Raw genomic sequence first — 12,496 nt, forward strand, 5'->3', positions numbered from 1 at the left:
AGCATTATTAAGGAGTTATTACCATGCAGATTAAGTTAACAGGAAAAACGGCCCTGGTGACCGGTTCAACCGAGGGTATTGGTTTAGGGGCTGCTAAACAGCTTGCGGAATGTGGTGCCAGGGTTATTGTGAATGGCCGTACCCAACAAAAGGTGGATAAAGCAATAGAGGCTGTTATTGCCGCTGTACCCAATGCTGAGGTGACTGGTGTCGCAGCGGACCTCAGCACTAGTGAAGGGGGCCAGGCGCTTTTTGAGGCGGTCCCAGAGGCTGATATTCTGGTAAATAATCTGGGCATTTACGGTGCGCTGGATTTTTTTGAAACCGACGACGAGACCTGGCAGCAGTATTTTGATGTTAATGTTATGTCGGCAGTGCGAATGAGTCGCCATTATGCGCCAGCCATGGTCGATAACGGTTGGGGACGAATTGTCTTTATTGCTTCTGAGTCATCGGTAAACATTCCTAGTGAGATGATTCACTATGGGGTCAGTAAAACCGCGTTACTGGGATTATCCCGTGGACTGGCTAAACGTTTAGCCGGAACCGGTGTAACGGTAAATGCCGTTCTGCCAGGCCCGACAATGAGTGAAGGTGTACAGAATATTATGGCCGAGTCTGCCGCGAGAAACGGTATCTCTGTGGAAGAAGCCGGCGTTCGATTTGTGCAGAAACACCGTCCTTCCTCAGTAATCCAGCGCATGGCAACGGTTGATGAAGTCGCCAGCATGATCACCTATACCTGTTCTGAGTTAGCTTCTGCAACTACAGGCAGTGCGCTGCGTGTAGATGGTGGTGTTGTTGACTTTGTGATGTAGCAATTTAAAGTGCCGCATTAGCGGCACTGGCCTTTCGTACTGAGGGCACTACAGAGGCCAGCATTAACGCATTCAGAAAAGCACTAAAATCTGCCAGATAAATGACATGAGAGTAGCTTTTTTGCAGTGCGAGCAGCTTTTCATGCACATCCAAATCTATTTTTAACAATAACGCCAGACGTTGCTCTGTCATGGGCGTATTTATGTCACGGTTTATCTGACATTCAATACCACAGATATAAAGCCCGACTTCATTTTCCTGGAGCGCTTGTTTAATGGCGTTGCGCAGCGAAGAGCCAAAGCATTGGTAGGCGGTTAAACTGATAAGCTTCTGATCTGATTTACGCTCGCAGTTAATGGCGAGATGAAAACGCTCTGCTTTTTGTAACAATCGTCGGAGTGCCGATGAATCAGGTGGTGACTTACCCATGTCGGCAAAAAAGCCGTGTAGCGGTGCCTTATGGTCACTCATTTCAAACGGGTAAAGAGCCGCTGCACACTCTGGCATGTACAAGGTTTTCAGACGATTAACCATTTGTCGCCCTGTAATGACTTGTAAAGCCGGGGCAGGAAAGTGGCGGCAGGTAAGTTCCCACACATACCGAAACAGCATACTGTGCTGTTTTACCAGGTTTTGTACCCGCGGTTGAACCATTGCGACAGAATGAAGCTGCCTGACGAGTCTTGTCAGATTTTCTTTGTTAAGCGCTTTAAGTCGCAACAAGCCAGTGACGCTATCATAATCCAGTACCTTATAGCGTTGGGATTTTAGTTTTAACTCGGCAATGCTCACTTTAACGTCGGGCGGCAGCACGTGTTCATTACAGTCGGTAAGACACAGTTGTAAGCCGGTTTTGGATATATCACTCACCACCGCAGTGAACTGATTGATCAGGGTCGTTTTAACCACAGCTTCGGTGGTAATACCAAAGCGGATCTCCCGGCGTTTATCCAGACTCTCATCCATCACAAAGCGTAACGGATAAGGTTGTCATCGTCGATTAACAGCCGCGGAAACCTGGTTTTCTCAGGCTGATTCAGCAGTTGTAGTGGTCCAATCGCGTCTGTAATACGCCTTATAAATAACATATCCTGCATAGCCACAACATCGCCAGACGATTTTGTCGATAAATCGTGCAAGGCCTGGGCTGTGGCGCGGCTATCGTCAGCAACGTGAGTCAAACGATAATGCCAGATTTCCAGTGACTGGTGTTCGTTGGCCAGCTGGATAAATGGTGCGAGCAGACCCTGTTGTTCCAGCTGTTTCAAGGTTGCACACAACTTTACTGGCGTTTGATTGCTGGAAACTATGGTCATGCGCAACACAAAGGCTTCAGTGTTTTTTTCCAGTTCAGCCATGATTGCATGCAGGGCCGTTTTCCCCGGCAGCAGCTGAGCACGGGGTGTAGTGCTGCTTGCAGCTAAGTTGCTCTGAGTCAGCAGGGCCGTACCGGGCACCAGTTGTTCATTTTTGCGCTGCAGCAGTATGGGTATCCATGGCGAGTTTTGCACAATCCGGTCGCGGTCGAGCGCCTGCATGGCACGCTCAATTTCAAGCTCCCTGTCTAAGGGCATTCGCAGCATAACCCGATTCAGGTATTTAGCGATTTGTGGGTACCAGTATTTGTCCTTTTCCGCCAGGGATAAGGTCGTGTGATAACGCTGTGAGCTGGCATTGAAGTCGACACCAACAAAATTATAGTGAATAACCGCCGCCGAAAAACTCAGCCCCGGAATAGTCGGGAAATGCACGGGAATGTCAGTGGGTGTCGTAAATTTGGGTAATCGGGTACAGGCTATTGTAATTTGGCCAGCGCTTAGGGAGACCACCACTACGCTTCGCCCGTTTTGATACGCTGGGCTGGTAATCGAAAAATTGGGCGTAATGGAAAGGTCGTCATTAAAACAAATATCCCGAAAAGACTGGGTCTGGACGGTAAATGCGTTGATAATCTTTTCTCGTAACTGCCGTTTCACCAATCCCTGATAGTGGTCAGAATTGGTTAACGACTCAAAAACACCCACGGTATACTGCTCCATGTAGCGAGCGGTTTCCCGGTTGAGAATTTCGGTGCCCACTTTATCCAGCGTCATTTCCACGCCAAAGTGTGAAAAACGTTTAACCGGAAACCGGGCAAATTCAGAATTGTCTGCCGGGGCGGTGGTTTGCGAGGTCAATCGAATAACTTCGTCTTTTATGATCTGACGTGATTTTGGGGTTAGCCGCGATGAAAACTTGTTTAATCCTTCCATCAGACGCCCTTGCTGATGATAGGGAATTAATGCGCGGATAACAGAGCGGTGCTTGTTTATGATTTCCTGTTCTGTACTCATTGTTGTTTTTGTTGTTCTGACAGTACATTACCTGAATAACAATTTAACATACAAATGGGCTAAAGCGAACGGGTTTTGCCGGCCGTGGACAATCGCTGCTGTTAACCCGTATTTAACGGTAGAGTTCGGAGTTATCGACGAAGATAAGGTATTCTTCTATCAGGTTGTCTCGTATTTTAAATACATTACAAAAGGGAACGGTGAGAGTGCTGTTGTCCAGGCGGGTGTAGGTTACTGCACCATGACTGACTGCCCCGGCCGGCGTTTGCCAGGCTTCGTTTAATGTATGAGATATTGCAGAAATACTGTCAAAAAAGCCGCTTACCGCAGCTTTAATGGCCTCGCGGCCATGAACTGCCGGTGCATTGCCAAAACGAAAGGTGGCGTTTTCAGCTAAGAATGCAGCGAAAGAGTCGGCATCCTGATTATCGATGGCCTGAAAAAGACTTTTCATGGCGATATCCCTTGTTGATTGCGTGTTATGAACTGGCGTTACCCATCAAAAATGCATGAAACCATGTTGGTCGTGTTCTGACCAGTAAAAATGTCTTTTTTTACATACTGACGATGATATACATCAGCAGTGTTCTGCCGGCGCACTATCAATGTTAATTAAACGGCCTTGTTCATCAAAGGACAGGGCGACAAATGTACCTTTCATCAGGGCCGGGTCAACACGTTGCAATGCGCGCAAATCATCAATCAATTCATGCGAAACGGTAATTTTCTGATTTTGACAATCAGTGAATAACCAGTCGCCATCAAGGCTGGCGAGCATCGCGGGGCGGGAATAGAACACATTCAGCGTGTTCAGTTGTTGGGTATATTCACGGGTATAAACAGTGAGTTTCTCGCGATAATCAGGCGAGTCATTAATCTCATCCTGATAGCCGTGGTATTCCACCTCAAGTGCAACAAATTTGCTTTCCCCCGCCGGGGGAACAGGCGAGGTATAAATAGTTAATAACACCAGTAAGCAGCCCAGAGCGGCGGTTAAGGCCAGCCATTCACGCCCGGGTAAGCGGCCAGGGCGAACGAGTAAATACCACCAGTTGCTGCCGGTATCGTGATGTTCCGTCACTGCTCGTTTAATTCGCCCCGGTGCGGGATAACGTTGTTTGGCGGTTTGATAGGCTTGTTTTAGCGCATCGTTTTCGTCGTGCTCGTTCATGACTCTTTCCAGTGTTTCCTGAGGGTGTTGCGGGCATAGCGTAAGCGGGTTTTCACGGTTTCGACTGGCACTGAGCAAATGGTAGCGATATCCTGCAGACTAAAGCCTTCCTGTTGTAGCGAGAAGGCCTCCCGCTGGGCAAAGGGTAATTGTTTGAGTAACTGATGAAAATCCGATGTATCAATGTTAGTCAGCAAGGGCGCGCCCAGCGTATCGGGATCAGTGTCGGCCTGCCAGCGCTTATTAGCTCTGAATTCATCGATCAACATGCGGTGACCAATGGTAAACAACCAGGCCTGAAAACGGCCTTTGTCCTGATAATCGTGGCAGGATTCAATAATTTTCAGCCAGACTTTCTGGGTAACATCTGCGGCAGTAATCGGATCGCTCATGACCAGTAAATAGTAATAAAGGTTATTACTGTGCTGGTCATAAAGTGCGCTCAGGGCTGCAGTATCGCCCGTTTGGCGATACTGCCTGAACAGCGACTCATTACAGTTTGTGGTACTTTCCCGCCTGAGAAACCCACGCAGAAAGCCTAGTTTAGCCATACCCACAAGCGCTCCCTACTGCTCCAGTTTGAACGTTAATACTACTTGTAACCCGGATTGCCCGACAGGTACACCATTTTCTATCTGCGGCTGATAACGCCATTTTGCCAGCGCGCGGCGGGCTTCGCGGTCAAAGATGCGGGAAGGTTCGGCGTCGACGACTTTGATGTTTTCCACCGTCCCCTGAGGGCTTATATCAAAGGAAAGCTGAACCCAACCCTCTAATCCCTGGCGGGCGGCATCGGCCGGATAGCCAGGGTTTACTCTGACAATTGGACGGGCTGAGGCATTATTTTCCCGGCCCAGTTCGGTGTTTATGGTTAACTCATTTCCGGGTATAACCGGGTTTACATTTACACTTATTTCGGTCGGGCCTGGCTCAGACTCAATGGGTACGGGTAGGGAAGGCGGTTGCTCAATGGTTTTCTCCATCGGTTTGATGGGCTTTTTGATTTGGGTAACCGGCTCTTCAACGTGAAGCCGAAAATCATCAATAATCACCGGGTCGTCAACCGGTGGTGCTTCGCTGTGTTGTTCAATTAATTTTGCCATAAGGACAAACAGACCAAATGTGACCAGTGCGCCAAGCAGGAGGTAATTAAACGGACGCACGAAGTGGCTGACAGAAAACGTCGGATTGGCGGTAAGTTGCATAATGTGTACTCCCTGGTTTTGGGTATAACGACCGGCGAGCACAAAAGGGGTGAATTATTTTTATAAAAATATGTTTTACAACTTTTTACCATTTTTTTGTTGCCTGCAGCAGGCTCATTAAGGATGCTGTTCATCAATCTGAGCAGTGCAGTCAGAATGTAGACAAGCACTACTAACTTAGCGGGAGGCGTGAATATGAATGGTAATAACGACCACCGGGCAGACTATTTTGGTTGCTACGGCCAGACTACAGAAGACGCGTTAGGTCAGTTACTCTGGGTGGTCGAGCAGGCACTTATGGCCCATGAATCCGGCGATTATCAGGCATTACGTGCCGTAATAACAGACTCGCTGGCAGGCAAAATTACCCCGGCAGGTTTTCAGCGGGCTCACGAAACCCTTGCTCCAGAGCTTGGCCGGCAGGTGTCAAAGCGATTATTGGGGGCGCTTAACCGGGGGGGCAATCCCAGATTGCTGTTTGTCGCCCGCTATGAGGGTGCTCAGGATGACATCCTGATAAGCGTGACCTTTAGCAATCATACCTATCCGCCATTAATTGATGAATTGTGGATAGAGTAATCGCAAACCCGCAACGATGGCTGGTTCGAATCCTCCCCGAATGCCGCGCTGAGAGCATACTTATCAGGATGGATTGGTATTATTTAATGCTTTTAACCGGTAGCCATTTCCCCGGATAGTGGCAATTTCAATTCCAGTAGCCTTTGGCAGTTTTTGCCTTAACCGGCTGATATAAACATCAACAATATTGGTTAACGGGTCTGTATTACTTTGCCATACCCGGCTTAAAATGCGCTCTCTGGTGACTACCTTATTTTGTGACTCAACAAAATAGTTGAGCAGGTTAAACTCTATATTTGTTAACGAAAGCTCTTCCGTGCGCCCATTTTCAGTGATGCTGGCAAGCCTGGATTCCAGATCCAGCTCAAGGTTGGCAAATTGCAGCTTTTTCGCTTCAGCGTCCAGTGGCGCTCTGGGTCGTCGTCCCAGTGCATTGACCCTGGCGAGTAGTTCGTCAAAATCGAAAGGTTTACATAAGTAATCATCCGCGCCTTTATCCAACCCTTTCACTTTTTCACTGGTATCGTCGAGAGCGGTTAACAATAAAATCATCGGCGCGGGCGAGAGCTGCTTTAACGCCGGGAGAAGCGCTACGCTGTCATCGTTATCAAACATTCTGTCGAGCACCAGTAAATCCGGTTTTTCCCGTTTCACCCGATCCGGCAGGTTGTGAAGCGCGGTCTCTTTACTACATTCAAACCCTTCAGCACACAGCCCGCGGTAGAGGAAATTCACCAAAGAGACTTCATCGTCAGCAATCAATATTTTCATGATACAGCTTCCATTGGCAGGTAAATTTGAAAAGTCGTTCCTTCACCCAGAGTAGAATTGACCTGAATATCGCCATCGTGGGCTTCAACTATTGCTTTGGCAATTGCCAGGCCAAGGCCCAGCCCTTCTGATTTATGTTTAAACCGCACGAAACGTTCAAAAATGTGGTTGATATCCGATGGCGATATCCCTTCGCCAAAATCCTTTATTTCGATACAGAATCGGCTTTTTTCTTCTCTTGCAAACACTTTCACTGGCGATTGTGGGGGCGAGTACTTACAGGCGTTGTCCAGCAGGATCGCCACAACCTGTTTTATGCGCTGAGGGTCAAAATACAGTTTTATCATTTTAAGATCGTCTTCGATTTCAAGCGTAAACTGTCGTTCATCATGTACTCGCTGCCACTGGCTGACCTGAAGTTGAATAAATTCACCGATTGGCTGACAACTCATGTCCAGCTGTAGCCTGCTCAGTTCCGCACGGGCCAGTAACAGAAGATCATCCACCAGGTCGCTCAGGTTCACGGCCTGAACCAGAATGGAGTTAAGCGTTTCCCGGTACACCGTTTCTGCAGCAGAGGGCTGGCGCAGTGTTACCTGCGCTTCGCCACGAATAATGGTGAGGGGGGTTCGCAGTTCGTGCGATACATCGGCAAGAAACTGACGTCGCCGTGAGTCGATTTTGGTAAGTTGTTCGTTAACCTGGCTAATTTCGCGGGTACGTTGCTCTACTTCAAACTCCAGTTGCTTGCGGGATTGTTCAGCCTTGGATTCATGTTCGGCTAACTTGGATGCTAAGAGGTTGAGCGATTTCACCAACTGATAAAATTCACTGTCCAGTGTTTCAGGTAAGCGCTGCTGGTAGTCTCCTGCGGCAATTGCTTTGGTTCCGTTATTTAAAATAGTCAGCGGCTGATACAGCTGATTAAACAACCAATAGCAAGCGAGGATAATGCAGGGCATGGCAAACAGGGCGACTCCAACCGCAAACCAGATGATTGCAGTGTTAAGCGTTTCAATTTTTGCGTTAATTGCCGACACCACGTTACCCTGGCGGACCACAGCGGCATTGATCGCTTCACGAAATTCGTTATCAATCTTTACCTCAAGCAGGGTTTGCAAGCGATACTGTTGATCAAGAGGGGTGTTGGTATACGCTGCCGTAATCGCTTTAAATTCACTGATTATCGCGTTAATGAGTGCGGCCAGTTCATCGGTATCCTCAACACTACCGGCGGTCATTTGGCTGCCTAGCGCTTGTCGTTGTTGTTGTTCAAGGGTGCGAATTTTATCGAGGGACTGAGCTATGAGAGCCTGTTTATTGCGAATAATGGCCTGATTAGCACTCTCGCCAAAAATAAGCTCGTCGGTGAGCTGCTTAAACATTCTGTAAGAAATACTACTCAGCTTTTGATGCTCTGCCAGAAGTGTCTGGGCGGTATTGCTCTGCTCCAGATTATTTTGTGTCAGATAAGCTGACACCGCTGTCGCACAAAGTGCAATCATCATAATGAGCCCGGAACTAATCCCAAACAGATAAATTTTTCGCTTATACATAAATGAAATGTGCAAATATTTAACAAGTTGTACGTTGCTTCCGAAGAAATGGCACATTTTAAACTATGCTTTGTGAACAAAATGTAAGTATTGGTCGTATTACGTTCGGTTTGGATGCCTGTTCGGGGCACAGCGGAGAAGCCCGAAATACGTTAAATGCCATTTTGATGCAGTGATTTTTAATTGGTGGAGTGAAGCATGTTCTGGCAACAAAAAACTAACCAAGCTATTCAAGCCCTTGAACAAAGTATTATCGCCGTCGTCAGTATCGACGAAAAAAACAATGTGACCTTTTTTAATCAGGCCGCTGAGAAAATTTGGGGCTACCGTAAAAATGAAGTGGTTGGTAAAAATGTCGCCATGTTGTTGCCTCATGCGTTACGGGCGAATCACGATAGTTTTGTGAATCACCACCGCCAGACCGGACAGGATAAAATTGTTGGCAGCTCCAGAGACGTGCAACTGCAGCGTAAAGACGGCAGCAAATTATGGGTACAACTGTCACTGTCTAAAATTGTGCTTAACGGACAAATTCACTACACCGCCTTTGTCCGTGATATTTCACAGGAAAGGGATTCCAGAGAAACCATGGCGCAAACCCTGGAGCAAGCCCTTGACGCTGTAGTCTGTATAGATGAACACAATTGCGTGACCTTATTTAATGCGGCAGCAGAAACGTTGTGGGGATACGATCGTGAAGAAGTACTCGGGCAAAATGTAAAAATGCTGGTGCCACAGGCGATCCGGTCCAATCACGACAACTATGTCAATGCGAATCGTGAAACAGGACAGGATAAAATTGTTGGCACCAGCCGCGAGATAAAAATCGAACGCAAGGATGGAAATGTACTTTGGGGGCAGTTATCGCTGTCGAAAGTAAGGCTGGAAAATAAAACACTGTATACCGCCTTCGTTAAGGATGTGACTCAGGAAGTCTTAATGCGGGAAGAGCGGGAAATGCTTTCCATGGTGGCCAACGAAACCGACAATTCTGTGGTTATTACCAACGCAGATGGTTTGATTGTTTATGTCAATAAAGGTTTCGAACGCCTTACCGGCTATTCGCTGGACGAAATAAAACACAAGAAGCCCGGCAGTTTTCTACAGGGGGCTGAAACATCCAAGGAAACCATCGCTCGTATTCGTCAGAACCTTCACGACCGAACACCATTTTATGACGAAATACTCAATTACACCAAAAGCGGTGAGCCGTACTGGGTGTCCTTATCCATTACCCCTATTCTGAACGAACAAGGCAGCGTTAAAAACTATATTTCGGTGCAGGCTAATATTACCGAGGTTAAGCAAATGGCACTGGATTTTACAAGAAAAATCAACGCAATAGATAACTCTCTGGTGTTGATTGATATCGATAAGGATGGTCAGCTTAAAACCCCCAGTGATTTGCTGGCCGGTAAACTTGGTTCAAGGGCCACCCAACAAGAATTTGTTGATCACGTGTTGAATTCGCTGACGACTGAACAAAAAAATGAGCTACAGGGCAGCGGGAACATTAAATTACAGATCAATTTCGGGCAGGGGAATTTCCTTTTATCTCTTGATGCCGGTATTTGTGCCCTGAAGAATTTCAAAAATGAAATTACCCAGTATGTGTTATTTGGGATAGATATTACCGCCCGTCGAATAGCGGTTAACCAAACCCAGGAAGCGATGAAAGGCGTGTTAGGTGTCAGTCAGACCATCAGCAACATTATCGGCACGATTAATGGTATTTCCGAGCAAACTAATCTGCTGGCTCTGAATGCGGCAATAGAAGCGGCGAGGGCTGGTGAAGTGGGGCGTGGTTTTGCCGTGGTCGCCGATGAAGTCAGAAATCTGGCGTCACATTCACGGGATGCCAGCGATGAAATAGATAAGCTGGTTAAAGATACAGTTACGCGGATAGATGGACTCGCCGTAATGTTAGACAAAATCGACCAGTAGAAAATCCTATTCCGAATGAATTAACAGGCGGGCGTCAAAACTGATGGCGCTTGCTCCGTTTAACTGTGGGCGGGCAAATAAGTAGCCCTGAAATTTGCGCACGCCTGCATTGTTTAACCACAGCCATTCTTCGAAGGTTTCAACCCCTTCTACAATAAGATGACTACCGGTAGCGTTGGCAAACTCGAATACCGAATGCAAAATAGCCTGGCGCGGGCCGCTTTCGTGGATCCCATTCGTAATCGCCCGGTCCAGCTTAATCTTATCCGGCATCAGATCGGCCAGTAACGTCAGACCGGCATAACCAGCCCCAAAGTCGTCCAGAGATAAGCGGATCCCCGCCGCGCGGATGTCTTCAATTACGGCGAAGAAGGCATCGCTTTCTTTTACCATTTCGCTTTCGGTGATTTCCAGAATTAACTGTTCAGGTTTTAATCCTGCTTCTTGCAGAAAGCTCAGAAGCTGAGACACAATGTGCTTGTTCTGGGTTATCGCTCCCGGCAGTAAATTAACCGATAATGACTGACCGGTTTGTAATAATTTTGCTCCCTGGGTGATAGCAATTCTCTTAGAGGCCAAGTCAAATTCATATCTTTGTTGCTCTGGTAAATCTGCCAGTATTAATTCCGGGTATCGCCCTTTGCTGTTTCTAAGTAATGCTTCATACGAAGATACCCCCCTTGTTTGCGTATCTACTATCGGTTGATAGGCAAATTGAATATCACTCGACGGATACGGCTCGATTGTTACAGCCTTGGTGAACACTGAGCAGTTAACAGACGCTTTTTCTTCGGCTGAAACACAGCTGCGCCAGCGCCCGGTAGCAAAACTGTTAAGCAGCGAAAATACACGACTGTCACGTCTTACAGACAGATCCGACGGTAGCCAGTAGCAATTGTTTTGTGGATTCAGTATTAAAGTGCGCAAGTGCCATTTACCGAATTCACGTTTTGCGCAGGCTGTGTCGAGGACTTTCACAATATTGGTGTGGCGCCTGTCATTTTTTAAATGTTCAAACAGACCATGAATAACGTTACCGTCACCTTCTAAAACCTGAAAAAAGAACTCTCCGTCAAATAATAATAATCCGGTGACATTATTCTGCGCGTTAAAGGGCACGGAATCTTCGACAATCTTATCGATATCCGACGTTGACATCTTGTGGGTTGCGCGACTTCGGTATACCAGCTGTCTTAACATCTATAGACTCCAGTGAGTAATAATGAGTAACTGCAGTAAATAAGCATAGGTTATAAACGGCATACGAGCGTTGTTAACAATTAGTTTACTTGTGTGACCCTGAAATAACGCTGGTAATCCAATGTCCGTGTTTGTGCTTTTAATGTTCTTTTAATCTTACTTTCAAGTTTTATTCAGGCTTAAACAATAACCTTACACCTGAGCAATCAAGCAGTGATGAATGATCACTGGTGAGTTATCCAACTTTGGAATAAGAGAGTATGGTTATGCAAAAAATGAATGTAAAAATGTTAGTTGCGCTTTCAATTTCTTCAGCCGTTTTAACCGGATGCGCCACCGCGCAGTCTCAACAATTAAGTAAAAACCTGAGCGAGCCTGTGGCAAGTAATGCGCCGGTACCGATGGTCGATAACCGGTTGCTATATTCAGACGCCTGTATTTCAGAGCGGGAAGTGGTTGAGGCACAGAAACTCTGGGGCGAGGGTATCGTCAGAATCGGCTCTGTATTTTCTTCAAACGGCGATTACAAAACGGCTGCCGCCGACTTTATTCAGGATATGTATGGCTATGATCTCAGCAGCGTATTATTCAAGCCAACACTGGCGGCTAAGGTTCAGTTCCGCTCAAGCTTCGATGCTGCGTTATCGTATTTCGTGGGAGGCAATGATGCTTATTCAGAGGACAAGGGCTTCGCAATAAAGCCATACACTAAAGTGAAATTTGATAATGTGGGTATTATCAATAATAGCTGCAGTATGGCGGTGGCGATGGGGAACTACTATTTCACAGATACTAACGGTGGCGAAACGAAGGTAGAATATACCTTTGCATATGTTAAGGATAAGGCCGGTAAAGTAAGAATAGTGGCGCACCAGTCTTCGCTGCCGTATTCGCCTTCTTAAGCGTTGTGGTGTTAAC

At 47.0% G+C, this 12,496-nt stretch carries 13 protein-coding genes; 4 read left to right on the forward strand and 9 right to left on the reverse strand.

From position 1 onward, the window contains the following. Positions 1-23 precede the first annotated feature (23 nt). Positions 24-818, forward strand: a complete 795-nt coding sequence (locus BFC17_RS06050) for an SDR family NAD(P)-dependent oxidoreductase (protein ID WP_070175566.1) — start codon at positions 24-26, stop codon at positions 816-818. Between the two features lie 4 nt (positions 819-822). Here BFC17_RS06050 and BFC17_RS06055 read toward each other — a convergent pair whose 3' ends face one another. The 6 genes from BFC17_RS06055 to BFC17_RS06080 form a co-directional block, all read right to left on the reverse strand. Then, positions 823-1,788, reverse strand: a complete 966-nt coding sequence (locus BFC17_RS06055) for a hypothetical protein (protein WP_139142010.1) — start codon at positions 1,786-1,788, stop codon at positions 823-825. Beyond that, entirely contained in the window at positions 1,785-3,152 is a 1,368-nt protein-coding gene (locus tag BFC17_RS06060; protein WP_070175568.1) for a hypothetical protein, read from the reverse strand. Before BFC17_RS06060 ends, BFC17_RS06055 begins: the two co-directional genes overlap by 4 nt. A 112-nt stretch (positions 3,153-3,264) precedes the next feature. Further along, entirely contained in the window at positions 3,265-3,606 is a 342-nt protein-coding gene (locus tag BFC17_RS06065; protein WP_070175569.1) for a nuclear transport factor 2 family protein, read from the reverse strand. A 123-nt stretch (positions 3,607-3,729) separates the two neighbouring features. Beyond that, positions 3,730-4,323 (reverse strand): hypothetical protein, encoded by a 594-nt coding sequence (locus BFC17_RS06070; protein ID WP_070175570.1) that lies wholly within the window; start codon positions 4,321-4,323, stop codon positions 3,730-3,732. Continuing rightward, a complete protein-coding gene (locus BFC17_RS06075) occupies positions 4,320-4,874 on the reverse strand; it encodes an RNA polymerase sigma factor (protein ID WP_083271616.1) in 555 nt (184 codons plus the stop codon). Before BFC17_RS06075 ends, BFC17_RS06070 begins: the two co-directional genes overlap by 4 nt. A gap of 15 nt (positions 4,875-4,889) precedes the next feature. Next, on the reverse strand, positions 4,890-5,528 hold the full coding sequence (locus BFC17_RS06080; protein ID WP_070175571.1) for an energy transducer TonB: 639 nt from the start codon (positions 5,526-5,528) through the stop codon (positions 4,890-4,892). 195 nt (positions 5,529-5,723) lie between these two features. On the opposite strand from BFC17_RS06080, the gene BFC17_RS06085 reads away from it, so the two are divergent. Then, entirely contained in the window at positions 5,724-6,107 is a 384-nt protein-coding gene (locus BFC17_RS06085; RefSeq protein ID WP_070175572.1) for a hypothetical protein, read from the forward strand. 63 nt (positions 6,108-6,170) lie between these two features. Here BFC17_RS06085 and BFC17_RS06090 read toward each other — a convergent pair whose 3' ends face one another. Then, a complete protein-coding gene (locus BFC17_RS06090) occupies positions 6,171-6,878 on the reverse strand; it encodes a response regulator transcription factor (protein WP_070175573.1) in 708 nt (235 codons plus the stop codon). Next, on the reverse strand, positions 6,875-8,386 hold the full coding sequence (locus tag BFC17_RS06095) for a HAMP domain-containing sensor histidine kinase (protein WP_308421319.1): 1,512 nt from the start codon (positions 8,384-8,386) through the stop codon (positions 6,875-6,877). Before BFC17_RS06095 ends, BFC17_RS06090 begins: the two co-directional genes overlap by 4 nt. 246 nt (positions 8,387-8,632) lie before the next feature. Between BFC17_RS06095 and BFC17_RS06100 the strand changes: the two genes are divergently transcribed. Next, a complete protein-coding gene (locus BFC17_RS06100) occupies positions 8,633-10,378 on the forward strand; it encodes a PAS domain S-box protein (protein WP_070175575.1) in 1,746 nt (581 codons plus the stop codon). Positions 10,379-10,384: 6 nt separating this feature from the next. Here BFC17_RS06100 and BFC17_RS06105 read toward each other — a convergent pair whose 3' ends face one another. Continuing rightward, on the reverse strand, positions 10,385-11,578 hold the full coding sequence (locus BFC17_RS06105; RefSeq protein WP_070175576.1) for a diguanylate phosphodiesterase: 1,194 nt from the start codon (positions 11,576-11,578) through the stop codon (positions 10,385-10,387). Between the two features lie 266 nt (positions 11,579-11,844). Here BFC17_RS06105 and BFC17_RS06110 point away from each other — a divergent pair, with 266 nt between their 5' ends. Further along, complete coding sequence (locus tag BFC17_RS06110; RefSeq protein ID WP_070176253.1) at positions 11,845-12,480, forward strand: phosphoribosyl-AMP cyclohydrolase; 636 nt, start codon at positions 11,845-11,847, stop codon at positions 12,478-12,480. Positions 12,481-12,496 lie beyond the last annotated feature (16 nt).

It is taken from the genome of Marisediminitalea lipolytica (genome assembly GCF_001758465.1).
Classification (GTDB): domain Bacteria; phylum Pseudomonadota; class Gammaproteobacteria; order Enterobacterales; family Alteromonadaceae; genus Alteromonas; species Alteromonas lipolytica.

What these genes read in the sequence shown, in the direction of transcription:
- BFC17_RS06110 (WP_070176253.1), top strand. Translation starts at nt 11,845, where the DNA reads ATGCAAAAAATGAATGTAAAAATGTTAGTTGCGCTTTCAATTTCTTCA.
- BFC17_RS06050 (WP_070175566.1), top strand. Translation starts at nt 24, where the DNA reads ATGCAGATTAAGTTAACAGGAAAAACGGCCCTGGTGACCGGTTCAACC.
- BFC17_RS06075 (WP_083271616.1), bottom strand. Translation starts at nt 4,874, where the DNA reads ATGGCTAAACTAGGCTTTCTGCGTGGGTTTCTCAGGCGGGAAAGTACC.
- BFC17_RS06065 (WP_070175569.1), bottom strand. Translation starts at nt 3,606, where the DNA reads ATGAAAAGTCTTTTTCAGGCCATCGATAATCAGGATGCCGACTCTTTC.
- BFC17_RS06070 (WP_070175570.1), bottom strand. Translation starts at nt 4,323, where the DNA reads ATGAACGAGCACGACGAAAACGATGCGCTAAAACAAGCCTATCAAACC.
- BFC17_RS06060 (WP_070175568.1), bottom strand. Translation starts at nt 3,152, where the DNA reads ATGAGTACAGAACAGGAAATCATAAACAAGCACCGCTCTGTTATCCGC.
- BFC17_RS06100 (WP_070175575.1), top strand. Translation starts at nt 8,633, where the DNA reads ATGTTCTGGCAACAAAAAACTAACCAAGCTATTCAAGCCCTTGAACAA.
- BFC17_RS06095 (WP_308421319.1), bottom strand. Translation starts at nt 8,386, where the DNA reads ATGATGATTGCACTTTGTGCGACAGCGGTGTCAGCTTATCTGACACAA.
- BFC17_RS06105 (WP_070175576.1), bottom strand. Translation starts at nt 11,578, where the DNA reads ATGTTAAGACAGCTGGTATACCGAAGTCGCGCAACCCACAAGATGTCA.
- BFC17_RS06090 (WP_070175573.1), bottom strand. Translation starts at nt 6,878, where the DNA reads ATGAAAATATTGATTGCTGACGATGAAGTCTCTTTGGTGAATTTCCTC.
- BFC17_RS06085 (WP_070175572.1), top strand. Translation starts at nt 5,724, where the DNA reads ATGAATGGTAATAACGACCACCGGGCAGACTATTTTGGTTGCTACGGC.
- BFC17_RS06080 (WP_070175571.1), bottom strand. Translation starts at nt 5,528, where the DNA reads ATGCAACTTACCGCCAATCCGACGTTTTCTGTCAGCCACTTCGTGCGT.